Annotated in this window: 17 protein-coding genes and 1 pseudogene; 9 read left to right on the top strand and 9 right to left on the bottom strand. The window is 70.9% G+C overall.

Annotated features, from left to right (window positions below; all coding sequences use genetic code 11):
* Positions 1–191 (top strand): annotated as a pseudogene (locus tag ACWD68_RS33615) (cytochrome ubiquinol oxidase subunit I); the annotation flags it as partial.
* A 5-nt stretch (positions 192–196) separates the two neighbouring features.
* Positions 197–541 (top strand): hypothetical protein, encoded by a 345-nt coding sequence (locus ACWD68_RS33610; protein WP_451810240.1) that lies wholly within the window; start codon positions 197–199, stop codon positions 539–541.
* A 3-nt stretch (positions 542–544) separates the two neighbouring features.
* Here ACWD68_RS33610 and ACWD68_RS33605 read toward each other — a convergent pair whose 3' ends face one another.
* The 4 genes from ACWD68_RS33605 to ACWD68_RS33590 all read right to left on the bottom strand — a co-directional run bounded on the left by ACWD68_RS33605 (position 545) and on the right by ACWD68_RS33590 (position 5,326).
* Complete coding sequence (locus ACWD68_RS33605; RefSeq protein WP_451810236.1) at positions 545–1,609, bottom strand: polyprenyl synthetase family protein; 1,065 nt, start codon at positions 1,607–1,609, stop codon at positions 545–547.
* 182 nt (positions 1,610–1,791) lie between these two features.
* On the bottom strand, positions 1,792–2,997 hold the full coding sequence (locus ACWD68_RS33600; protein ID WP_451810235.1) for an esterase/lipase family protein: 1,206 nt from the start codon (positions 2,995–2,997) through the stop codon (positions 1,792–1,794).
* Between the two features lie 63 nt (positions 2,998–3,060).
* Positions 3,061–3,183, bottom strand: a complete 123-nt coding sequence (locus ACWD68_RS33595) for a hypothetical protein (protein WP_451810234.1) — start codon at positions 3,181–3,183, stop codon at positions 3,061–3,063.
* Between the two features lie 157 nt (positions 3,184–3,340).
* Entirely contained in the window at positions 3,341–5,326 is a 1,986-nt protein-coding gene (locus ACWD68_RS33590; RefSeq protein ID WP_451810233.1) for a GTP-binding protein, read from the bottom strand.
* 224 nt (positions 5,327–5,550) lie between these two features.
* On the opposite strand from ACWD68_RS33590, the gene ACWD68_RS33585 reads away from it, so the two are divergent.
* Positions 5,551–6,882: an XdhC family protein gene (locus tag ACWD68_RS33585; RefSeq protein ID WP_451810232.1), complete on the top strand. Its 1,332-nt coding sequence runs from the start codon at positions 5,551–5,553 to the stop codon at positions 6,880–6,882.
* Between the two features lie 8 nt (positions 6,883–6,890).
* On the opposite strand, the gene ACWD68_RS33580 is transcribed toward ACWD68_RS33585, so the two are convergent.
* Positions 6,891–7,400, bottom strand: a complete 510-nt coding sequence (locus tag ACWD68_RS33580) for a metallophosphoesterase family protein (protein WP_451810231.1) — start codon at positions 7,398–7,400, stop codon at positions 6,891–6,893.
* 24 nt (positions 7,401–7,424) lie between these two features.
* The gene (locus ACWD68_RS33575) at positions 7,425–9,857 is read right to left on the bottom strand and encodes a SpoIIE family protein phosphatase (protein WP_451810230.1); all 2,433 of its coding nucleotides are present in this window, start codon (positions 9,855–9,857) and stop codon (positions 7,425–7,427) included.
* A gap of 327 nt (positions 9,858–10,184) precedes the next feature.
* Between ACWD68_RS33575 and ACWD68_RS33570 the strand changes: the two genes are divergently transcribed.
* Positions 10,185–12,338, top strand: a complete 2,154-nt coding sequence (locus ACWD68_RS33570; protein ID WP_451810239.1) for a SpoIIE family protein phosphatase — start codon at positions 10,185–10,187, stop codon at positions 12,336–12,338.
* Between the two features lie 222 nt (positions 12,339–12,560).
* On the opposite strand, the gene ACWD68_RS33565 is transcribed toward ACWD68_RS33570, so the two are convergent.
* The gene (locus tag ACWD68_RS33565) at positions 12,561–13,982 is read right to left on the bottom strand and encodes a S1 family peptidase (protein WP_451810229.1); all 1,422 of its coding nucleotides are present in this window, start codon (positions 13,980–13,982) and stop codon (positions 12,561–12,563) included.
* Positions 13,983–14,203: 221 nt separating this feature from the next.
* Here ACWD68_RS33565 and ACWD68_RS33560 point away from each other — a divergent pair, with 221 nt between their 5' ends.
* The 4 genes from ACWD68_RS33560 to ACWD68_RS33545 all read left to right on the top strand — a co-directional run bounded on the left by ACWD68_RS33560 (position 14,204) and on the right by ACWD68_RS33545 (position 18,513).
* Entirely contained in the window at positions 14,204–14,617 is a 414-nt protein-coding gene (locus ACWD68_RS33560; RefSeq protein ID WP_451810228.1) for a PaaI family thioesterase, read from the top strand.
* 560 nt (positions 14,618–15,177) lie between these two features.
* On the top strand, positions 15,178–15,393 hold the full coding sequence (locus tag ACWD68_RS33555; protein WP_451810227.1) for a type A2 lantipeptide: 216 nt from the start codon (positions 15,178–15,180) through the stop codon (positions 15,391–15,393).
* A 91-nt stretch (positions 15,394–15,484) separates the two neighbouring features.
* Positions 15,485–16,294: an HlyD family efflux transporter periplasmic adaptor subunit gene (locus ACWD68_RS33550; protein WP_451810226.1), complete on the top strand. Its 810-nt coding sequence runs from the start codon at positions 15,485–15,487 to the stop codon at positions 16,292–16,294.
* A complete protein-coding gene (locus tag ACWD68_RS33545) occupies positions 16,291–18,513 on the top strand; it encodes an NHLP family bacteriocin export ABC transporter peptidase/permease/ATPase subunit (RefSeq protein ID WP_451810225.1) in 2,223 nt (740 codons plus the stop codon). Before ACWD68_RS33550 ends, ACWD68_RS33545 begins: the two co-directional genes overlap by 4 nt.
* A gap of 33 nt (positions 18,514–18,546) precedes the next feature.
* Here ACWD68_RS33545 and ACWD68_RS33540 read toward each other — a convergent pair whose 3' ends face one another.
* A complete protein-coding gene (locus ACWD68_RS33540; RefSeq protein ID WP_451810224.1) occupies positions 18,547–19,743 on the bottom strand; it encodes an RNA-guided endonuclease InsQ/TnpB family protein in 1,197 nt (398 codons plus the stop codon).
* A 152-nt stretch (positions 19,744–19,895) separates the two neighbouring features.
* Here ACWD68_RS33540 and ACWD68_RS33535 point away from each other — a divergent pair, with 152 nt between their 5' ends.
* Positions 19,896–22,724, top strand: coding sequence for an NHLP bacteriocin export ABC transporter permease/ATPase subunit (locus ACWD68_RS33535; RefSeq protein WP_451810223.1), 2,829 nt, complete (start codon positions 19,896–19,898; stop codon positions 22,722–22,724).
* A gap of 4 nt (positions 22,725–22,728) precedes the next feature.
* Here the strand turns inward: ACWD68_RS33535 and ACWD68_RS33530 are convergent, their stop codons facing one another.
* Positions 22,729–23,265, bottom strand: a complete 537-nt coding sequence (locus tag ACWD68_RS33530) for an SRPBCC family protein (RefSeq protein WP_451810222.1) — start codon at positions 23,263–23,265, stop codon at positions 22,729–22,731.
* Positions 23,266–23,271 lie beyond the last annotated feature (6 nt).

Below are 23,271 nucleotides of genomic sequence, written 5' to 3'. Positions count from 1 at the left end.
AGAAGATCGAGGTCGACGACCCGTGGGGGTACGGCCGTTCGCTGGAGTGGGCGACCTCGTGCCCGCCGCCGCGGCACAACTTCCTTGTCCTGCCGCGCATCCGGTCGGAGTCCCCGGCCTTCGATCTGCACCACCCCGCGGCCGGCGCCGCGGGAGCGCGGACACCGTCGGCCCCGAAGGAGCTCGGGTGACGGCCATGGACGAACGGCAGCCGGGGGCCGGTGCCCTGATCAGCGAGCTCGAAGGCCACCTCCTCATCGCGGCCACCCGTGCCGAGGGCCGCGCCGAGGCCGTCCGCTTCACGCGCTCGCTGGTCTGGCTGACGGACACGCAGCGGGAGGAGGTGGAGGCCCGCTACGAGGACAACCACCTTGCCCTCACACGGGTTTCGTGGGAGCGCACCGCTCGCCGAAGCCAGGAGCTGCGAACCGAGTACGAGCAGAGGTACCGCTCATTGCGCGGACGGCTGTACGCGGGATGCCTCCTCGGCACCGCCTTCGCCCTGGCGGCGTTCGTGGTGACGGCCGTGTCGCGGAGGTAGCTTTCAGTGCGGGGCCGGAACCGCTCGGGCGACGGGCTCCGCCGCCCGCAGGAGCATCGGGGAGGCCCGGTCCACCATGTCGTGCAGGACGGACAGATGGGCCGCGTCGCCGCCGAGCAGGTCCAGGAGGCGGTGGGCCCCGTCGCGAAAGCCGTTGATGTCCTCCTCGTACCGACGGAGCACGTCCGGTGCGAGAAGGATGTCGGTGAGTGCGGCGCGGGCATCGGACGACGTGCGTGCGGCGGCGTGCAGTTCCAGGACGCGGGCCGTCGACCCGGGGTCCGGGTTCTCCAGGGCGCACGCCAGCAGGTAGGTCACCGTGCCGTTCACGAGGTCTTCGTTGCGGCCGGTCAGGATGTCCTGCTGATCGTTGAACAGCTGCCACAGGATGCCGAAGACATTGCCGAACTCCCTCCAGAGTTCGACTCTGTCGTGCGTGCGGCCGGCAAGTTGCGCGGCCATGGCGGTGACCATGCTGTACGGCGCTCCGGACTTACCGAGGTACGCCGTGACCACGGCGTCGCGCGTGGCGGCGCCCAGATCCGCGCGAAGGTCCCTCAACTGCCCCTCGGTGGCGGTGATCCAGCACCTCACGATCTCGGCCGACAGCACGCCGCGCGCCGCCTCGGGGATCCGCGGCGACTGAACGACGAGGAGCGGCAGCGGAATTCCGCCGATGACGGTGGCGAGCAGCGCCTCGCTCTCGCCGAGAGCACCGGCGGCGAAGACGGCCTGGCCGTCGGCGAGGTCGTCCAGATAGCACGCGGAGGTCCACCACAGCTCGTGCACGACGGCCAGGGGGACAGCCGGCCCGGTCGTGCCCGTCTCCACGGCGTGGACTATCACCGGCAGCACGGACAGGGGGTAGGCGAACGTCCGGTGTTGCAGGAGTTCGGCGACCGCCGCCCGGACCGAGGCGGCGGAGGGACCCAGCAGTTCGAGTGCGGACTGCCGCTCCGCCTCGATCTCCGCGGACATTTCACGATGCAGATCCATGTACGACTTCGCCCGCACGGAGCCCACCCCCACCACCGAAATTAATCGAGCACCGATTCGATCATTCGCCATCGTGGCGAGCTAGAGCGATTTTGCGCCATGGCCAGTTCTTTACGAACCCCGGTCCCAGGCCCGGCCGACCACGGCGGGGAGACCCGCGCCGGGGGGTCGCGACGGCGAAGCCCGGCAAGGCCGAAGGGGCTGCCGTTCGCCCTGCTTGAGCGGACGGCAGCCCTGCCGGAGCGTGACGGGGATCAGTCGGGGAGCCGGTCCATGAGCCAGATGCACAGCTCTTCGGTGATCGCCGTGTGCGCGGTGGTCGTGGACGAACAGAGGAAGTCGTCCAGCTCGCTCTCCCCCGGCTCCAGCCCGTTGATGTTCACGTACAGGTCGTCCTGCTTCTCGATGTTACGGATCGCCACCGCGCTGACCGAGGGGACGAAGCAGACGTCCTCGTGCCGCAGGTCGACCTTGCCGCCGAGCTTCTTCATCGTGTCGGCGAGGATCTTGTATGTGTGCAGGGTTCCGCCCGGCGCACCGTCCAGTTCCGGGAAGCCGCTGGTGGTGATGGTCTTCTCGGCCTTGGGGAACCTGCGGTTCAGGTAGGCGGCCGTCACGCCGTCACCCTGGGCCTGGGTGTAGAAGGTGGTGTCCGGGTAGATCCGGTCGATCCGCAGCGCGACCTCGCCGGGCTTCACGTCCGGCAGGCCGACCCCGTCGGCGCGACCGTTCGCCACGGCGATCTTCATCGGGATCTGCGGCCAGCCGCCGGCCCGTTCCAGGGCGGCCAGGAACTCCGTGCGCTCCGGGGCGATGCCGATCTTGCCGGTGTCCTTGTCGTAGTGCTGCCACAGCATCTGGCGCGCGGCCGGGCTGTTCATCTGCCGCGCGAAGTCGTTCGGGAAGGGAATGAAGTGGGAGAACGCCTGCACGCCGACCGGGATGGAAGCGCCGCGGTGCGGACTGTCGTAGGAGAAGTACAGCGCGGTCCGGTGGTCCATCCGCTGCCTCTCCATCTTGGCGAGTGCGTAGCGGGTGACGATGCCGCCCATGCTGAAGCCGCCGACGGCCAGGCGGGTGTCGCCGGTCTGGTCGGCGAGGGTCCGCATGACGGCGGCCTCGGCCGCCTGCGCGTTGTCCATGATCGAGGCGCTGCGCTCGTCGAAGCCGAGCAGGATCACGTCCCTGCCGCGCCGACGCAGCTCGCTGATGAACGGGTAGCCGGTCTCCAGCCCTTCGTAGAGGGAGTCAAGCCTGCTCCGGCCGAGGTTGAAGCCGTCAGCCATGATCACGGGCCGCACAAGACCGCCGCGGCTGCCCTCGCCGGGAAAGACCCAGGCGAAGCCGTTCGGCAGGGTCCACTCTTCGTGCTCCGGTACCTCGATCGTCTCAGCGGGTTCGGCGGTCGACGGACCGCCGAGGGTGAACGAACCGACGTTGGGTTCGGTCGTCGCGGACATGATTGTCCTCCTTGTGAAAGGGGTGGGCGAGACGACGCCATCATCGGGGGCAATTCGGGCGCATCACTCTTCGAACCAGAGGGAGTCGGGGAGTCCGTCCGCGGCGGCGGGCCGGGTGCCCGCCGCCGTGAGGAGGCCGGTGAGGAGTACGAGGACGCCGAGCAGACGCGCACGCAACTTCGACATGTCCACAACAATCTCGCCGGTACCGGGAGGCGTCAACACCCCTGACTCATGAGTAAGTTTCTCGTTTCACCCGCCCAGCCTGCCCGCCTCGCCACTCGCCTCGTCACCCGCATCGTCACCGGCCTCGCCGCACGGCGCCGGAAGCACCGCGGCCGGCTCACCCGCCGACCCGGCGCGTCAGGTTCAGCAGGTACTCCTTGCGGTCCAGCGGGTTCAGATCGCTCCGGGGACGGTCCGGGATCGCGCCGTGCGCCGCGGGCGCGTAGTGGTCGAAGGCGCATTCCAGTTCACCCTCGCCCCGCGTCAACCCCGGGAGCTGCTGCTCCAGTTCATGCGTCCGGACCACCGGCAGGACGCCCTCCAGCACACAGGAGGCCCCGTGCAGTTGGGTGGTCTGCGGTACGGCGCGCTGTCCGGCCAGCACGGGCAGCACGGCGGCCAGGGTGTCCGCGGGCGCCTCCAGGCGGAAGCGGTGCATCGGCTCGTACACCTGGCTGCCGGCCTCCCGCAGCGCGTCAATCACCACCAGCGGGGTCAGGCCCCGGAAGTCGGCACCCGTGCTGGACATGCTCTTGTCGAAGCCCTGGTGGGCGTGGCTCTGGCGTGGCGAATAGCCCGAATGCGTCATCGTGACGGTGCAGTCGGTGACCTGCCAGCCGTGCATTCCCTGCCCCAGCGTCTCCATGACGGTGTCCTCGACCGCCTTGAAGAACGCGTACGGCATCGATCCGAGTTCGACTTCCAGGCGGTAGTCCACGCCGGAACCGATCGGCGCCGGATCGATGCGCAGTCCCACGGTCGCGAGAAAAGGATTGGCGTCCTTCTTGTTGAACTCGACCGACGCGCCGGAGCCGACGGGCCGTTCGACGCAGAGCGGAGTCGTCTCGCGGAACACGACGTCGATGCCGAACTCGTCGGCCAGGGTCGCCTGGATGACTTCCTTCTGCACTTCACCGTAGAGCGATACGGAGATCTCCCCCCGCACGTCGTCCTGCCGGAGATCGATCAGCGGGTCCTGCTCGGCGAGTTGGGTCAGCGCGAGATGCAACGCGCCCTTGCCGGTCGGGTTGCTGGGCGAGACGACGGTTTCGAGGGTCGGCGGGGCGAAGTGGTGCCCGCCCGCCGGCGTTGTCCGCGGTACGCCGATGGCGTCGCCGATCCGGACCGCGCCGAGTCCCCAGAGCTTGCCGATGCGCCCGGCGGTCACACACGCCTCACGGACGTCCGAGCCCTGGTCGAAGACGCTGATCGCGGTGACCTTCCCCTCCTCGCCGCCGCGCAGGGCGAGCCGGTCGCGGGTCCGCAGGGTCCCCGAGAACATCCGCGCGTACGCGATCTTCTCCCCGGCCGCTCCCCGCTCGACCTTGAAGACGGTGCCCGACACCGGACCGTCGGTGTCCGCCTTCGCGACGGGCAGCAACTCCCTGATCCCCGCCATCAGTTCGGTGATGCCCGCACCCGTCATGGCCGATCCGAGGAACACGGGGTGCACCAGCGCCTCCCCGGTCTGCGTGACGAGAGCGGCGCGCATCCGCTCGTACGACACCCGGTCCTCGACGTAGGCGGCCAGCAGTTCCTCGTCGTGGTCGGCGAGCGGATCGAGGAGGTGCGGCCGCAGCCGGACGGCCGAGTGAGCGGTGAAGCGGGCCTCGCGCGTGCCCGGTTCGACCACCTCGCCCATCGGGACGATCGCCGGGGTGAGCCGCTCTGAGATCTTCTCCAGGACGTGATCGCAGCGCGCCCCACGGCGGTCGATCTTGTTCACGAAGATCAGCGTGGGAATGCGCAACCGCTGGAGCGTCCGCATCAGTACGCGCGTCTGCGCCTGGACGCCCTCCACGGCCGAGACGACGAGAACGACGCCGTCGAGCACGCCGAGCACCCGTTCCACCTCGGCGATGAAGTCCGGGTGACCGGGGGTGTCGATCAGATTGACGGTGAGGTCGTCGATCGCGAACGAGACGACAGCGGATTTGATTGTGATGCCGCGCTGCCGCTCCAGCGCGAGGGAATCGGTCCGGGTGCTGCCGTCGTCGACGCTGCCGATCTCGTCGATGACCCCGGCCGTGTGCAGCAGTCGTTCGGTCAGGCTTGTCTTACCGGCGTCTACGTGCGCCAGAATTCCCAGGTTGAGCATATGCACCGGGTGTCATGTCCTTCGAAGTGTGAGTGATTCCTTCCTGGGTGGACATGAACGGTGTGCGCATTGCTGCTCCTCGGTCCGGTTGAACGCGTCCTGCGTAGTGCAGCAGGCGGCCGCCCTCGGCGGCAACGCATTAACGCTCGACGAGGACCCGCCGCGGAGCGGATCCCGGAGGATGACCGGATCCTTGAGACAGACGCACACCGCGGCGAGAGGAGCGGACGATGCGTGAGATCCTCCCGGCGCTGTACGAGTGGTACACGGCCGGAACCCCCTTCGGGCTGGCCACGGTGGTGGCGGTCGGCCGCAGCGCGCCCCGCGACCCGGGGGCGGCCATGGCGGTGGGTCCCGACGACGAGGTCGTGGGAAGTGTGTCCGGCGGCTGTGTGGAGGGCGCGGTCTTCGAACTGGCCCAGGAGGTGATCGCCTCGGGCGAGGCGCGCCTGGAGACGTTCGGGTACAGCGACGAGGACGCCTTCGCCGTGGGACTCACCTGCGGCGGCGAGATCACGCTGCTGGTCAGGCGGGTGTCGCCCGCCGACGATCCGTCCTTCGCCGCGGTGGCCGAGTCGGTGGCCGCGGGCCGCCCGGTGACGGTGGCGACGGTGCTCGAGGGCCCCGCGCCGCGCGGTGCCACCCTCGCCGTGTGGCCGAACGAGGAGCCGGGGCCGCCCGGCGGGGTGACGGCCGGGGCGGCGGACGGGACGCCAGCCAGGATGACTGGCGGAGTTACAGCCGAGGCGGCCGACCGGGTGGCGCCCACGGCGGCCGACGAGGTGGCGGCCGGGATGACCGACGGAGTGGCCGGGGCGGCCGACTCGGTGGCGGCCGGGATGACCGACGGGGTAGCGGCTGAGGTGGGCGATGGGACGGAGTTCTGGAGGGCCGGCGGGGTGGCCGGTTCGCTCGGGTCGTCGGGGCTGGATGTCGCCGTCACCGCCGACGCGCGCGGCGAGCTGGCCCAGGGCGCCACGGGGCAACGGCACTACGGCCCGCACGGTGAACGGCGCGAGGACGCCGTCACCGTCTTCCTGCACTCCTTCGCACCGCCGCCGCGCATGCTGGTCTTCGGCGCGATCGACTACGCGGCCGCCGTGGCCCGCATCGGCGCCTTCCTCGGCTACCGGGTCACGGTGTGCGACGCCCGTCCGGTGTTCGCCACGCCGAGACGGTTCCCGGCGGGCGTGGAGGTCGTCGTGGACTGGCCGCACCGCTATCTGAGCGGCACGACGACCGACGCGCACACGGTGATCTGCGTCCTGACCCACGACCCCAAGTTCGATGTGCCGCTGCTGGAGGAGGCGCTGCGCCGCCCGGCCGCGTACATCGGGGCTATGGGCAGCCGCCGTACCCACGACGACCGCGTCGGACGGCTGCTCGCGTCCGGGGTGTCGGAGCGCGAACTGTCCCGGCTGCGCTCCCCCGTCGGCCTCGACCTCGGGGCGCGTACACCGGAGGAGGTGGCCGTGTCCGTCGCGGCGGAGATCATCGCACTGCGCTGGGGCGGCAGCGGGATGCCCCTGACGGCGACGGGCGGGGCGATCCATCCGCGGTAGCCGTGGGGTCAGCCGGTGCGCGGGGGCAGTCGGTGCAGGGTCACGTCGGTGAGCCGGCCGTCGTCGGTCACCGTCGCGGTCATGTACGTGCAGTGCGGCTGACGGCGGCGGTCGGTCGGCGAGCCGGGGTTGAGCAGGCGCAGACCGGTCGGCGCGGTGGTGTCCCAGGGGATGTGGCTGTGGCCGAAGACCAGGACGTCGAGGTCGGGGAAGCGTTCGGCGCAGCGCTGCTCACGGCCCCGCGCGGCGCCGGTCTCGTGGACGACGCCGAGGCGCAGACCGCGCAGGTCGGCGCGGGCGGTCTCGGGAAGGCGGGCCCTGAGGCCGGGACCGTCGTTGTTGCCGTACACCCCGATGACCCGGCGGGAACGGGCTTCCAGCAGGTCGAGGGTGGCGGTGTCCACCCAGTCCCCCGCGTGGATCACGACGTCGGCGAGCGGGAGTGCGGCGAGCAGCGGGTCGGGAAGCACCCTGGCCCGCTTCGGGAGATGGGTGTCGGACAGCAGCAGGAGGCGCACCGCCCCAGGGTGTCACCTCGTCCGTCAGTCGAGCGCGATCTCGCTCCAGACCTGCTTGCCCCCGCTCACCGGCACCGTGCCCCACGTCGCCGACATCGCCTCGACGAGGAGGATGCCGCGGCCCCCGGTGGCCTCCCAGCCGATGCTGGTGGGCTTGATCGGCGTACGGGGCGAGTTGTCGGCGACCGCGATGCGCAGGCGGTGGTTGATGAGGGTGAGGTCGAGCCTGACCTGCCCGTCGGTGTGCACCAGGGCGTTGGTGACGAGTTCGGAGACGATCAGCAGGGCGGCGTCCACGTGCTCGCCGACGCCCCAGACGCGCAGGGCGCGCCGGGTGTAGCGACGGGCGTGCCGGACGGCCTCGGGGACCCGCCAGACGGTCCAGCTCTCACGGAGCGGGAGCACCGCCATGCCGTCGTAGCGCATCAGCAGGAGGGCCACGTCGTCGCTGCGGTTGGCGTCCATGAGCAGTCCGTCGGCCACGTGACCGAGGTGGGCGGGGTCGGAGTCGGAGAGGCCCGCGGCAAGCCGGTTCAGGCCGTCCTCGATGTCGACCTCGACGGACTCGACCAGTCCGTCCGTGGTCAGCGCCACGATGGTGCCCGGCTGGAACCGCAGCGGGCTCATGGGGAAGTCGGCCTGCCGGATGACGCCGAGCGGTGGCCCGACCTCCGATTCGGGGATCTCGGTGACGCCGTTCGGGTGACGCAGCACCGGCGGGAGGTGTCCGGCGCGCACGTACCAGGCGGACCCCTCCTCCATGTCGACATCGACATAGCAGCAGGTGGCGAAGAGGTCGGTCTCCAGATCGAGCAGGAGCCGGTTGGCGTGCGAGACCACCACGTCCGGGGGGTGACCCTCGACGGCGTAGGCGCGCAGGGCGGTGCGCATCTGGCCCATGAGGGTCGCGGCCGAGGCGTTGTGCCCCTGGACGTCGCCGATGACGAGGGCGACGTGGTTGTCGGGCAGCGGGATCACGTCGTACCAGTCGCCGCCGACGTCCAGGCCCGATGTGGTCGGCAGATAGCGGGCGACGGCGACCGCGCCGGGCAGCCCCGGCAGCCGGCGCGGCAGCAGGGTCCGCTGGAGCATGCCGATCAGTTCGTGCTCGGCGTCGAAGGCGTGGGCGCGGACCAGGGCCTGCCCGGCGAGGCCGGCGGAGACGGTGAGCAGGGCGCGCTCGTCGGGGCCGAATTCGTGCGGGGTGTCCCAGCCGATCAGGCAGGCCCCTGCCATGCGTCCGCCCGCCGGGAGCGGCAGGACGGCGAGGCCGCCGGGGCCGACGTCGGCGAGCGCGGCCTCCAGGTCCGCGCCGGCGGGCCAGATGGCGGGGCGCCCTTCATGGAGGGCCGCCGCGAGCGTGGGCATGGCCCGGACGGGGGCGTCGGGCCACTCCGAGCGCCATTCACTGCGCCACAGCTCAGGCCAGAACTCCGGCTCGGGCGGGTCCAGCAGCGTGACCACGAGGCGGTCGCCCTCCAGCTCGGCGACGGCGATCCGGTCGGCCTGGAGGGGTTTGCGCAGGGCGGCGACGACGGCCTGGCCGACATCGCGGACGGTGCCGGCGGTGGCGAGCGAGGCGGCGAGCCGTTGGACGCGGCCCACGTCGTTCACGCCGGAGCGCAGTTTGGAGGCGTCGGAGACGGTGCCCACGAGCCGTGCGGGGCGGCCTTCTCCGGATGGCAGCAGGCGGGCGCGCAGCCGGAGCCACTTGTGTCCGCCGGACGGCTGGAGGATGCGGAACTCCAGCTCGCGCTCGCCGATGGACATGTGGTCCGGTTCCACCGCGGACATCAGCGAGGGGAGGTCCTCGGGCACGGTCATCGACAGCAGGGTCTCGACCTTGCCGTCGAAGGCGGCGGAGGTCAGCCCGAACAGGTCGAGCACCTCGCCGTCGACCTCGACATGCCCTGTGTCCATGGAGAGACTGAAGGAACTGGCGGGCAGGTCGGCCACATCGTCCGGCAGCGGGGGCGGCGGGCAGACGACGGCGTCGGCGAGCATCCCCAGGCAGACCCGGTCCACGGGGCCGAAGCCCTGCGCACTCTCGCTGACGGCGACCAGGCAGCCGCTGTCCCGCAGAGGCAGGACGGCCAGCGAGAAGTCCTGGGAGGACAGCCGCCGGGCGTCGGCGCAGCGGGCGACCTCCTGCGGTCCGAGCCAGCACGGCTCCCCGGAGCGCAGGGCCTCGACGGCCGGGGAGCCGCCGGACAGGGGGTAGCTGTCGCGGAGCCCGTACAGCGTCCTGGGCACTCCCGCGGACTCGGCCAGATGCAGTTCGTCGCCGCTCACGTTCGGTGAGTAGACGGCGGCGACGGTCGCACCGGTGAAGACGAGTGCCTGTTCGAGCAGACGGTGCAGCCGTTCGTGCGGGTCGAGGTCCGCGGTGAGCGTCTTCAGGGCGAGTTCGGCGCGCGACGTTCTCGTTTCGCGTTCCGCAGCACCCTCACTGACCACGTCCGCAATTACAGCGCTTCCAGGGCTCCGGCGCAGCCCCTGTGACCGTTCCGAACCCGTCGGGCCTGCGAAGGAGCCCATACGGGACAGCCTATCGAACGAAATCGAACTCATCTTGATTCATGCGTTTCGCGGGGTGATCGGGTGACAGTTGTGACGGTCCGCGCCTCCGGCCGGATGCAGGGCTCGGTGGCACGGCGGCGAAGGCCGAAGGGGCACGGCACGGACCAGCCGTACGAGGTCCACCCGCTCGCCGTGCGCGATGGGCGTTCAGGGGGGAGCCTTGATCCCTGGAGGTCCGGAGGCCGGCAGCGGTCCCGGGAGGAGGTGGTCGGCGTGTCCGACGGGCAGGGGGCCGCACAGGCGCCGGCGAGTCGGCCGGCCCCGGTGGGACGGCCGCTGCTGTCGTTGACGCTGGCCGCGATGCTGGACGACGTGCACGCCCACTCGGGAGCCGTGTATCTGCTGGCGTCCCACGAGCCGGTGCTGGAGATGGCGGTCGCCGCCGGACTGCCGAGGGCCTTCGCCGCGCCGTGGGAGCGCGTGGGGCTCAGCGCGCCGATCCCGGTCGCCGAGGCCGTACGGGAGCGGCGGCTGATCTGGGTGGGGGGCGAGCACGAGATGGCCCGCCGGTACCCCCGGATCGCGGTCGTGCTCCCCTACCCCTTCGCGCTCGCGGCCCTGCCGGTGGCGACGGCGACCACCGTGTACGGCGCCGCCTACGTGACATGGCCCGGCTCGCATCCTCCGGACCTCTCCGTCCGGGAGCGGGAACACCTCACCGCGGCCTGCGACCGGCTCGCGCTGCGGCTGGAGCGGGCCGCCGAGGAACACCGCCCGATGCGCCCCGAGCCCGACCTGCTCACACCGACCGCGACGGCGTCGGCGGGCACGCTCGGCGCGCTGGAGGCCACACGGATGGTGGCCCGACTGCCGTACGGGCTGTGCTCGCTCGATCTGCACGGGCGGGTCGGTTTCGCCAACGCCGCGACCGCCGAACTGCTCGACGTGCCCGTCAGCCGCCTCCTTGGCACCCAGTTGTGGGCGGCCGTGCCCTGGCTGAACGACCCGGTCTACGAGGACCGCTACCGGGCGGCGCTGATCAGCCAGCACGTGACCTCGTTCGTCGCGCTGCGCCCGCCGGGCGAGTGGCTGTCGTTCCGCCTGTATCCGAGTACGACCGGGCTGAGCGTCCGCATCTCGCGGGCCCGGCCGGTGTCCGAGATGACCCGGGCGGGGCCGCAGCGGCGCGACGGCAGCCCGCGCCTGGTGACGATCTCCCACGTGCTGAGCCTGGCGAGCGCGCTGACCGAGGCGGCGGGCGTGCAGGACGTGGTCCAGCTGATCGCGGACGAGATCTCGCCCGCCGTCGGCAGCCAGGCCCTGGTCGTCCTCGGCAGCCGGGCCGGCCGCCTGCACGTGCTCGGGCATCGCGGCTATCCGGACGCGCGCGTCGTGGAGCGCTTCGACGGGCTGCCGCTGAGCGAGCAGACCCCGGGCACCCAGGCGCTGAACACCGGTGTGCCCGCGTTCTTCAACTCGCGCGAACAACTGGAGCGCCTGTATCCGTCGCGGAACGTGACACCCGACGGTATGGGCGCGTGGGCCTATCTGCCGCTGATCGCCTCCGGGCGGCCGGTGGGCACCTGCGTCCTCGGGTACGCGCAGTCCCACCACTTCGCGGCCGACGAGCAGGCGGTGCTGACCAGTCTGAGCGGGCTGATCGCGCAGGCGCTGGAGCGGGCCCTGCTGTACGACGCCAAGCTCCAGCTGGCGCAGGGTCTGCAGGCCGCGCTGCTGCCGACCTCACTTCCGCCGCTGGCCTCGATCGAGGCGGCCGCGCGGTATCTGCCGGCCACCCAGGGCATGGACATCGGCGGGGACTTCTACGACCTGGTGTCCTCGCACGGCCGGGCGGCGGCGGTGATCGGGGACGTGCAGGGGCACAACGTGACGGCCGCGGGCCTGATGGGGCAGATCCGCACCGCCGTCCGCGCGTACACGGCCGTCGGCCAGGCGCCGGAGGAAGTGATGAGGAGCACCAACCGGCTGCTCATCGACCTCGGCACCGAGCTGTTCGCCAGTTGTCTGTACCTGCGGCTGGACCCGGCGCGCGGGGTGGCCGTGATGGCCCGCGCGGGGCATCCGCCGCCGCTGCTGCGCCGGCCGGACGGCCAGGTCAGGGTGCTCGACCTGGCCGGCGGGCCCCTGCTCGGCATCGACCCCGACGCCACCTATCCGACGACGGAGGTGCCGCTCGTTCCCGGGTCCGTGCTCGCCCTCTACACCGACGGTCTGATCGAGTCCCCCGGCGTCGACATCGAGGACGCCCTCGCCGACCTCGGGCGACGGTTCGCCGCGACCGGGGACCAGCCCCTGGACGAACTGGCCGACACGCTGCTCCAGCGGGGCGAGGAGGCCGGTCAGGAGCGGCCCGACGATGTCGCCCTGCTTCTGCTGCGGGTACGGCCGCTCGGCTGACCCGGCTCGCGAAAGCCGACGCGGCTCGCCGAGAGCGAGCGTCCGACCATGGAAAGCGAGAGGTCCCGATCACGAAGGGCGAGCGGCCCGATCGGGAAAAGGGAGCGGTCCGACCCTCCCGCCGGAGGGCCGGACCTTTCCACTGCCGACCGGAATTCCCTGTTCCGTTGGCCGAGTCAGTGGTTCTTGACTGCCGGAGTCTCCGGCTTCATCAGGGGGTGGTCACCACCCGGAACTCTCGTCCGCGGCGGCTCCGGACTGGTCGTGGCCCGCACCGGTCTGGTCGTCGGCACCCGCCCCGGCCTGGTCGTCGGCACCCGCCCCGGCCTGGTCGTCAGCTCCGGCTCCGGCCTGGTCGTCAGCTCCGGCTCCGGCCTGGTCGTCGGCCCCGGCGCCCGCCTGGTCGCCTGCGCCCGCCGGGTCACTGGCGCCGGCGCTCGGGTCGACCGCTCCGGCGTCACCCGCTCCGGCGTCACCCGCTCCGGCGTCACCCGCTCCGGCATCTCCCGCTCCGGCATCTCCCGCTCCGGCGCCTCCCGCTCCCAGCGTCGCGCCGGTCGCTTCCAGCGCGGTGGTGACCGGCTGGAAGAAGGTCTCGCCGCCGACGGTGCAGTCACCGCTGCCGCCGGACGTCAGGCCGATCGCACTGCCGTCCTGGGTGAACAGGGAGCCGCCGCTGTCGCCCGGCTCGGCGCACACATCGGTCTGGATGAGCCCGGTGACCGTGCCCTCCGGGTAGTTCACGGTGGCGTCGAGGCCGGTGACGCTGCCGTCGTTGAGACCGGTGGTGCTGCCCATCCGGAGGACCTGCTGGCCCACGGCGGCGTCGGCGGCCTGGTTGATCTGGACGGTCTGCCCGTTGCCGACGTTGACCACGCTGTTGGCCTGCGTGTTCGGGTCGTCGTACTTGACGAGGGCGAAGTCGCCGTCACCGGGGAAGGTGGCCTGGTCGACGGTGGCGATCGCCGCGCCGTCCTGCGCGTCCGACCACTGGGCGGCGGCGACACCGCAGTGGCCCGCGGTGAGGAAGGCGGGGCTGCCGTCGCCCGCGGTGACGTTGAAGCCGAGGGAACAGCGCGCGCCACCGCCGAAGATGGCGTCGCCGCCGTCGACGAACGTCTTGAAGGTGCCCGCGGACTTCTTGACGGTCGCCACGTCGGAACCGAGGCCCTTGACGGTCGACTTCAGCGTGTCCCACTTGTCACCCGTGACCGTGGAGTCCGCGGTCACGCGGATCTCATTGGTCTTCGGGTCCACGGACCACGCCGTGCCCGGGATCGTCGCGTCCGTCTTCAGGGTCTTGGCGGCGGCCTGCAGCGTGGAGGTGCTGTTCTGCACCTGGTGCGCCACGGCTCCGGCCTTCTCGATCTGGTTGACGACGTTGCTGTCGTTACCGACGACATTGATGATGATCTGGTTCTTCGACGCGTCGTAGTACGACCCGGCGAAGGCGGCGCCCAGCTGGGAGGCGAGCTGGGAGGCGACGTCCGAGACATCGCCCGCCTTGAAGGTTCTGGGAGTGGCGTCGTCCCCGTTCGACTGCGACGCGTTGGCGTTGGGCAGCAGCAGAGCCGCTGCTCCGAGCGCTGCCACGCCGCCCACCGCGATGGCGGCCTTGCGCTTGGGTATCCGTTTGTGACTCAACTCTTGACCTCCTGGGGACGGGGTCGATGCCGCCGTCCGGCAGCTGACTGGGGGGCGCCTGGTTGCCTGTTGATACGCGTGGGTCGCCCGGGGTGTTCAACTGCCATTGCAAATAGCGGGAGTTGGCTGAGCCAAAGCAGTTGATTGCGGAGACAATCGGGCCTTTCCGGCTCGCGTGGCCGTGCGGGGATCCGGCGGCCCGAAGGGGAACAATGCGCCGTATGACGCTGACCCTCGTAGAAGCCGACAAGATCCTCGCCGACAACTTCGCTCCCTGGGTGCTCGACCTCGGCCTGTCCGTGGCGGAGTTGGACAGTCACCGCGCCGTCCTGCGGCTGCCGTGGTCCGCGCGGCTGGCCCGGGAGGGCGGCGGCCTGTCCGGCCAGGCCCTGATGGCGGCCGCCGACACGGCGACGGTGATCGCTGTCTCCGCGGCCCGCGGCGCTTTCGTCCCCATGACGACGGTTCAGCAGTCCACGAGTTTCCAGCGGGCGGTGACGGACGCGGACGTACTGATCGAGGCGGTCCTCACCAAACTGGGCCGCCGCATGGCCTTCGCGGACATCACGATGACCGCCGAGGGGTCGACGGAGATCGCGGCGCGGGCGAGCACGGTGTACGCGATCCTCGGCTGACCGACGACGGCCGCGCGGCGGCCCGGCACCCTCCCGCCCGGCGGGTGGGTGGAGTTCACGCTCCGCCCGGCCGGCGGGCTCCGCCACACCGCCTCGCACCGGGTACCGTGTGCGACCGGTCAGCTACGTTGCGTCGATGACCGGTAATGGAATCCCGGGTTCAGTGAATCTGCACAGCCCATGCTCAAGCGGGTCACCGCCTGCGGAGGATCTGCACAGGCGCACGCCCCCCTGCGCCTCATTGGGCCGGGACTGCCCCATTCGGCCGGGGAGCCGCAAGGGTTGGGGTGGATCGATGCCGCGCAGCATGTGAAGAAGTGGCCGCAGAGGCGTGTGGGCGCCTGCACGGTTCACCGCCGATGGAGCGCAAGTGCGCAGGTGGGAGCCCTGGTTGATTGGAAGCCCGCCCCGCGGCCGTGCTTTGATCCGTTGCACCGCGGAGGTCGCAGCAGTGCTCCCGGGAACGGGAGCCGCACCCCCTGCGGTGGCGGCCGTCATCTGTCCCCCCAGAGGGGGCCGCTCTCCCCCTTGTGAATATCCATATGAAGGGAAGTTCCATCATGAACTCCACCCCCCGTGTCCAGACCGCCGAGATCTCGGACGCCGACCTCGACAACGTCTCCGGTGGCCTCGCGCTGAACGCCGTCGGCTCCGTCACCGGTCTGGTGGACGGCGTTGCCCCGGTCTCCGGCCTCCTGGGCACGGCCGTCGGCACCGTCGAGGGTGTGACCGGCCTGAACACCGCCCCGGTCACCGGCCTGGTCGCCGGTCTCTGATCGCGTTTCACGCCGCCGAGTCCCGGAACCGCCCCACCGGTTCCGGGACTCTCGGGTGCCGTAGACCTCTCTGACAGGTGAGGCAAGTCCCGTGCAGTTCCGTCAACAGGCCCTCGCCAAGCTGCGGTCGCCCGAAGAACTCGACCTTCCGGTGCGCTTCGCCCGCCCCCAGGGCTGGCTCGTGCTGTCCGTGACGGTCATCGCCATGGCCGCCGCGTCCGTATGGGCCGTGACGGGCACCGTCGCCTCCACGGTCGGCGCGCCCGCCGTCCTCACCCACGGGGAGGGCAGTTACATCCTGCAGAGCCCCGTCGCCGGCCAGGTCACCGCCGTCTTCGCCGAGGAGGGCGAACGGCTCCCCGCGAACGCCCCCGTACTGAAGGTGCGTACGGCACAAGGGGAGACCTCGGTCGTCCGCACGGTCGCCTCGGGTCGCGTCACCGCGCTCGCCGCCACCATCGGCGCCATCATCTCGACCGGCGCGAACGTCGCGGCCGTGGAGAAGGTCGCCCACGCCGACGACCCGTTGTACGCCACGGTGTACGTCTCCGCGGGAAGCGCCGCCACGATTCCCGCCGACGCCGCCGTCGACCTCACCGTCCAGTCGGTGCCCGCCCAGCGGTACGGCGTGCTGCGCGGCCATGTGAAGACGGTGGGCCGGAGCGTGCAGAGCCGGCAGCAGATCGCCTCCTTCTTGGGCGACGACCAGTTGGGCGAGCAGTTCACCGACAAGGGCAGGCCGGTGGCCGTCCTGGTCCGTCTCGACCGTTCTTCCACCACGAAGAGCGGCCTGAAGTGGTCGTCGGCCGGCGGGCCGCCGTACGCGCTCACCTCCATGACCCTGGCCACGGCTTCGATCCGGCTGGCCGACCAGCGCCCCGTCGATTGGCTCCTGCCGTGACCACCGCACCGGACACCCGGCACAGACGGCGCACCGCCCCGCCCCGGCGCGGTGCTCCCAAGGGCCGGGTCAAGAACGTCCGCACCCCCAGCGTTCTCCAGATGGAGGCCGTGGAGTGCGGTGCGGCGTCCCTCGCCATGGTGCTCGGCCACTTCGGCCGGCACATCCCGCTCGAAGAGCTGCGCATCGCCTGCGGTGTCTCAAGGGACGGTTCGCGCGCGAGCAACCTGCTGAAGGCGGCGCGCAGTTACGGCCTGACCGCCAAGGGCATGCAGATGGACACGGCCGCGCTCGCCGAGGTGCGGGTGCCCGCGATCCTGTTCTGGGAGTTCAACCACTACGTGGTGTACGACGGCATGGGCCGCCGCTTCGGGCGCCGGGGCGTGCACATCAACGACCCCGGCAAGGGCCGCCGTTTCCTGCCGATGGAGGACTTCGACACCAGCTTCACCGGAGTGGTCCTGGTGATGGAGCCGGGCCCCGACTTCCGCAAGGGGGGCCGCAGACCGGGGGTGCTGGGGGCCATGCCGGCCCGACTGCGCGGCACTTCGGGCACGATGCCCACCGCGGTGCTGGCGAGCCTGCTCCTGGTGGCGGTCGGCGCGGCGGTGCCCGCGCTCAGCCGGACGTTCATCGACCAGTATCTGATCGGCGGTCAGAGTTCACTGCTCGGCGTGCTGTTCGCGTCGATGGGCGCCTCCGTGCTGCTGACGGTGGTGCTGACCTGGTTGCAGCAGGCGAATCTGCTGCGCGGCCGCATCATCTCCTCGACGCTCTCCAGCGCCCGCTTCCTGCGCCATCTGCTGCGGCTGCCGGTCACCTTCTTCTCCCAGCGCAGCCCGGCCGACCTGGTGCAGCGGCTCCAGTCGAACGACGCGGTGGCCGAGACCCTGGCCCGCGATCTCGCGGCCGCGGGTGTCGACGCGATCGTCGTCGTCCTGTACGCCGTGCTGCTGTACACGTACGACCCTCAGCTGACGGCCGTCGGCATCGGTGTCGCGCTGCTCAACGTGGTGGCGATGCGGGTGGTGATCCGGCTGCGCGCGACCCGCACCGCCAAGCTCCGCGCGGACAGCGCCCGGCTGATCAACACCGCTTACACCGGGCTCCAGTTGATCGAGACGATGAAGGCCACGGGCGGCGAGGACGGCTACTTCCGCAAATGGGCCGGACAGCACGCCACCACGCTGGAGGAGGAGCAGCGCCTCGGGGTGCCGAGCGCCTGGCTCGGGGTCGTCGCACCGACGCTCGCGATGCTCAACAGCGCGCTGATCCTGTGGATCGGCGGTCTGCGGGCGGTCGAGGGGCATGTCTCCGTGGGGCTGCTGGTCGCCTTCCAGGCGCTGGTCACCCGGTTCACCGCGCCGATCACCCGGCTCAACGGCGTCGCGGGCCGTATCCAGGACTTCGCCGCCGACGTGGCCCGCCTCAAGGATGTCGAGAACTTCCGCGCCGACCCGCTCTACGCCCGCTCGGGCACCGGCGATTCCACCCGGCGTCTTCAGGGCCATGTCGAGCTGGAGAACATCACGTTCGGCTACAGCCCGCTGGACAAGCCCCTGCTCACCGGGTTCTCGCTGACGGTCGGACCGGGGCAGCAGGTCGCGCTGGTCGGCGGCTCGGGGAGCGGGAAGTCGACCGTCTCCCGGCTGATCTCGGGGCTGTACGCACCCTGGGAGGGCACGATCCGCATCGACGGCCGGCGCCTGGAGGACATTCCGCGCGGCGCGCTCGCGGCCTCCGTGTCCTTCGTCGACCAGGACGTCTTCCTCTTCGAGGGGACGGTCCGCGACAACGTGGCGCTGTGGGATCCGTCGATCCCGGACGACGCGGTCGTCGCCGCCCTTCAGGACGCGGCGCTGTACGACGTCGTGACGCGCCGTCCCGGCGGTATCCACAGCCGGGTCGAGCAGGACGGGCGGAACTTCTCCGGCGGCCAGCGGCAACGCCTGGAGATCGCGAGGGCGTTGGTGCGCAGGCCCAGCATCCTGGTGCTCGACGAGGTGACCAGCGCCCTGGACGCGGAGACGGAGCAGACCGTCATGGACAACCTGCGCAGGCGAGGCTGCGCCTGTGTGGTGATCGCCCACCGGCTGAGCACCGTGCGGGACAGCGACGAGATCGTCGTTCTCGAACACGGCACGATCGTGGAACGCGGGCGGCACGAGGCACTGGTGGCGGCCGGCGGTCCGTATGCCGTGCTGGTCAGGGAGCGATGAGTTGACGCTCTCCCTCCTGAATGGGGGAGATTCTTACGGCTTGCGCCGTGAGGCTTCCTGCTTCGTTGCCGACTGCCCGTCGGGAGTTCTCCGTTGAGGTCTTACATCCGCTCCACAGGCCGACACCGCCCGTCCGGCGGCCAGAAGGTTCTTCGCTGCGTTCACGTCCCGGTCGTGAGTCGTGCCGCACTCGCACATCCAGGTCCGAACGTGCAGCGGCAGCTTCGTTTGGAGGGTGCCGCAGCAGGAGCACAGCTTGGAGGAGGGGAAGAAGCGGTCGACCGCGATCACTTCCCGCCCGTACCAAGCGGCCTTGTACTCCAAAAGGTTGCGGAACTCCGCCCATGCCGCGTCGCTGATGGCACGGGCCAGACTCCGGCGCTTGACCATGGTGTGCACGGTCAGATCCTCGATCACGATCGTTTGGTTCTCACGAACGAGTCGGGTGGTCAGCTTGTGCAGCCCGTCACGACGGCGGTCGGCGATCCTCGCGTGGATCTTCGCGACCTTGCGCCGGGCCTTCTGCCGGTTGGCGCCGTCACCGCTGGCCTTACGGGCAAGACTGCGCTGGGCCTTGGCCAGCCGGCCGTGGTCACGGCGCCCATGCCTGGGGTTGGCGATCTTCTCACCGGTGGAGAGGGTCAGCAGATGGTGCAGGCCGACATCGACGCCGACCATCGCATCCGTTGTGGGCAGCGGCTTCACGGTCGGGTCCTCGCACAGCATTGCAACGAACCAGCGGCCGGCACCGTCCTGCGAGACCGTCACGGTGGACGGCTTCACCCCCTCGGGCAGCGGCCGGGACCAGACGATGTCCAAAGGCTCCGCCATCTTCGCCAGCGTCAGCTTCCCGTCGCGAAAGCGGAACGCCGACGTGGTGTACTCGGCCGACTTACGGGACTTCTTGCGGGACTTGAAACGCGGATACTTGGCCCGCTGGGCGAAGAAGTGCGCGAACGCCGTCTGCAGGTGCCGCAGCGCCTGCTGCAACGGCACCGACGACACCTCATTCAGGAAGGCCAGTTCCTCAGTCTTCTTCCACCCGGTCAGCATCGCGGACGTGGCGCTGTAGGTGACCCTTTCCTGCCGCGCCCACGCCTCGGTCCGGGCCGCCAGCGCCAGGTTGTAGACCTTCCGCACACACCCGAACGTCCGCCCCAGCTCAGCCGCCTGCGCATCACTGGGATAGAAGCGGTACCTGAACGCCCGCTTCACAGGGTGCCTGGACACGCCCACAAGCTAACGCGACCACAACCAAGGAACAAACCTGCAAGCCAGGGCACCACGATCCGCCCTCGCAGCGCATCGCAGCTCCTTCCCCTGCTCCGCAGGAACCCGTCTCCACTCTCCCTGAAGGCGCGGAGCATACACGGAGGAATCAGATGACCACGGTTCACGAGGGCGTCCACGAGCAGGACGTCGTGCTCGGTGCGCTCGGCGGGATGGGGATGCCGGTCGACTGTGCGGGGTTGAGCCGTCTCGACCTGGAGGGGCCGCAGGTCCTGTGGCTGGTGGCCGCGGGCGCCATGGACCTGTTCGCGGTCGACGCCGCGCAGCAGGGTCACTGGTATCACCTCGGCCGGCTCGAAGCGGGCTCCCTGCTGCTCGGCCCGGTGGCGGGCCCCCAGCACACCCTGGTCGGGCGGCCGTTGCGCGACTGTGCCGTGCGCCGGATCGGGTTGCGCGAGCTGTACCAGCAGGCCAACACGGCGACCTGGTCGTACGACGAGTACGGCAACCCGCGGTACGTGCCGCCGGCGTCGAGCCCGCTGGAGCACGCCCTCGCCCTCGGCGTCGGACGCAGCCTGTCCATCCTCTTCCAGGCGCCGATGGCCACGGAGAACGCGGCGGCGCCCACCGACGACGACGTGTTCTGGATGCAGGTCCCGCCGGGAAGTGTGCAGTACGGCTCCCTGTACGGGGCCGAGGCGGCGGCCGACCTGCTGATGGACTCCGGTGTCTGGCAGGGCATGGTCGATCACCAGTTCCGGCTGCTGTCCACCCTCGACCGGTGGATCGAGCAGGTGGAGGCCGGTCACGAGGACCGTACGGCGGCGGGCATCAAGGCCGGTGAGGCCGTTCGCGCCCAGGCCGACCGCACGCTGCTCGCCTCGATGGGCAGGTCGTCGGCGAAGCGCCCGACCGCGGCCGACACGGACGCCACGTACGCGGCCTGCGCGCTGGTCGCCCGCGCGGCCGGGATCACCCTCGCCGAGCAGGCGCAGAGCGGCACGGAGAGCGAGCGGCTCGACCCCGTGGAGCGGATCGCGCTCGCCTCACGTGTCCGTACCCGTGCCGTACGTCTCGACGGGCGCTGGTGGCGCGACGACATCGGGCCGCTGGTCGGTCATCGGGCGGTGTCCGGTGCGCCGGTGGCGCTGTTGTGGCGGCGCGGCGGGTATGTGGCCGTGCAGCCGTCGTCCGGTCGGGAGACGCCGGTCGAGAGGGCCAACGCGGCGGAGTTCGAGGCGCAGGCCGTGATGTTCTACCGTCCGCTGCCCGAGCGGCGGCTGAGCCCGCTGAGGCTGCTGCGGTTCTGTCTGACGGGTACCGGTGGAGATCTGCGCAACCTCGCGATCAGCGGGCTGGTGACCGTGGCGATCGGCGCGCTGGTGCCGATCGCGACCGGCAAGGTGCTCGGCGAGTATGTGCCGAAGGCCCAGCACGGCCTCATCGTGCAGGTCTGTCTCGCGCTGATGGTCACCAGTGTGGTGTCGGCGGCGTTCATGCTGTTGCAGAACCTGAGTCTGCTGCGGATGGAGGGCCGGATCGAGGCGAGCCTCCAACCTGCCGTGTGGGACCGGTTGTTGCGGCTGCCGACGGCGTTCTTCGCCTCCCGCTCGACCGGTGAGCTCGCCGGCGCCGCGATGGGTATCAGCGCGATCCGCCGTCTTCTCGCGGGTGTCGGCCCGACGCTCGCGCAGGCGGGCACGGTCGGCGCGATGAACCTGGGCCTGCTGCTCTGGTACAGCGTGCCCATGGCGCTGGCCGCGATCGGCATGCTCGTGGTCATCGCGGCGGTGTTCCTCGGCCTCGGTCTGTGGCAGGTGCGCCGGCAGCGCCATCTGGTGGTGCTGAGCAACAAGCTCAACAACCAGGCCTTCCAGACCCTGCGCGGACTGCCCAAGCTGCGGGTCGCGGCGGCCGAGAACTACGCGTACGCGGCCTGGGCGGGCGAGTTCGCGCGCAGCCGTGAACTCCAGCGGCAGGTCGGACGCATCAAGAACCTGACGACGGTGATGGGCGCGGTGTATCTGCCGCTGTGCTCCCTGCTGATGTTCATGCTGCTGGCGGGCCCGGCGCAGGGCTCGCTGTCGGCCGCCGACTTCCTGACCTTCAACACGTCGATGACGATGCTGCTGACCTCGGTCACCCAGATCACCGGCGCGTTCGTCTCGGCTGCGGCCGCGCTGCCGATGTTCGAGGAGATCAGGCCGGTCCTCGACGCGACGCCCGAGGTGCGCGTGGCGAGCACCCGTCCCGGTGTGCTGTCCGGCGGGATCGAGGCGCGGCGGCTGTCGTTCCGGTACGCCGACGACGGTCCGCTCGTCCTCGACGATGTGTCGTTCGACATCCGGCCGGGTGAGTTCGTGGCGGTCGTCGGGCCGAGCGGCTGCGGCAAGTCCACCTTGCTGCGGCTGCTGATCGGCTTCGACAGGCCGGTGTCGGGCAGTGTGCTCTACGACGGCCAGGATCTGGCGGCGCTCGACCAGTCCGCCGTACGCCGTCAGTGCGGGGTGGTGCTCCAGCACGCGCAGCCGTTCACGGGGTCCATCCTCGACTGCATCTGCGGCACCGAGCCGTACACGCCGGAGGAGGCGATGGCGGCGGCCGAGATGGCGGGTCTGGCCGAGGACATCAGGCGGATGCCGATGGGTCTGCACACGCTCGTGTCGGGCAGCGGCGCGATCTCGGGCGGCCAGCGCCAGCGTCTCATGATCGCCCAGGCGTTGATACGACGGCCGCGCATCCTCTTCTTCGACGAGGCGACCAGCGCCCTCGACAACGCGACGCAGCGCACGGTGATCGAGAGCACCAAGGCGCTGAACGCCACCCGGGTCGTGATCGCGCACCGGCTGTCGACGGTACTGGACGCGGATCGTGTCATCGTGATGGAGGACGGCCGGGTCGCCCAGCAGGGCTCGCCCGCACAGCTGTTGGCGGACACGGGCGGGCGGCTGCACGAGCTGGTGCGGCGGCAGCTGGCCTGAGCGGTCAGTCCGTTCCCGGGACCGGGGCGCCGGAGGGGACGCCCGCCTCCACGTAGCCGCGGTAGATCTCTTTCCAGGGCGCGTTCCCCCCGGCGTGCGGGCCGTCGGACCGCTCGCCGCGTGCCGCCGCGTCGAGGGCGGTGAGGCACACCTCCCAGCCGGCGCCGTTGCGGGCGGCCGTGTTCCGCTCGGCGAGCACGTCGGTGAGCGTGAAGCGGGTACGCCCGCCGTCGAGGGCTTCGAGGTCGAAGCGCAGTTCGTCGCCGCCCCATGCGAAGGAGAGGTGGCGGGGCGGGTCGACGGCGAGGACGCGGCCCGTGGATGCCGGCATGTTCGGATCGCCGCTGAAGGTGATCGTGCCGCCGGGGCGCAGCTCCATCTCGGCGCGGGAGGGGAACCACGCGGCCAGCTCGTCGGGGTCGGTCACGAACCGCCAGACCCGGTCGACGGGATGGTCGTAGGTGCGGCTGAAGCGGACGGCGGCGCGGCCGTCGTCCAGGATGAGGTAGGTCCCGGTGAGGGCGGTGGATTCGGCGGACATGGTGGC

This window comes from Streptomyces sp. NPDC005141 (assembly GCF_053599975.1).
Note: the sequence above shows the minus strand (reverse complement) of the source record. Positions and strands in the feature narration are given on the sequence as shown.

What these genes read in the sequence shown, in the direction of transcription:
- ACWD68_RS33610 (WP_451810240.1), top strand. Translation starts at nt 197, where the DNA reads ATGGACGAACGGCAGCCGGGGGCCGGTGCCCTGATCAGCGAGCTCGAA.
- ACWD68_RS33605 (WP_451810236.1), bottom strand. Translation starts at nt 1,609, where the DNA reads ATGGCGAATGATCGAATCGGTGCTCGATTAATTTCGGTGGTGGGGGTG.
- ACWD68_RS33600 (WP_451810235.1), bottom strand. Translation starts at nt 2,997, where the DNA reads ATGTCCGCGACGACCGAACCCAACGTCGGTTCGTTCACCCTCGGCGGT.
- ACWD68_RS33595 (WP_451810234.1), bottom strand. Translation starts at nt 3,183, where the DNA reads ATGTCGAAGTTGCGTGCGCGTCTGCTCGGCGTCCTCGTACTCCTCACC.
- ACWD68_RS33585 (WP_451810232.1), top strand. Translation starts at nt 5,551, where the DNA reads ATGCGTGAGATCCTCCCGGCGCTGTACGAGTGGTACACGGCCGGAACC.
- ACWD68_RS33560 (WP_451810228.1), top strand. Translation starts at nt 14,204, where the DNA reads ATGACGCTGACCCTCGTAGAAGCCGACAAGATCCTCGCCGACAACTTC.
- ACWD68_RS33555 (WP_451810227.1), top strand. Translation starts at nt 15,178, where the DNA reads ATGAACTCCACCCCCCGTGTCCAGACCGCCGAGATCTCGGACGCCGAC.
- ACWD68_RS33535 (WP_451810223.1), top strand. Translation starts at nt 19,896, where the DNA reads ATGACCACGGTTCACGAGGGCGTCCACGAGCAGGACGTCGTGCTCGGT.
- ACWD68_RS33530 (WP_451810222.1), bottom strand. Translation starts at nt 23,265, where the DNA reads ATGTCCGCCGAATCCACCGCCCTCACCGGGACCTACCTCATCCTGGAC.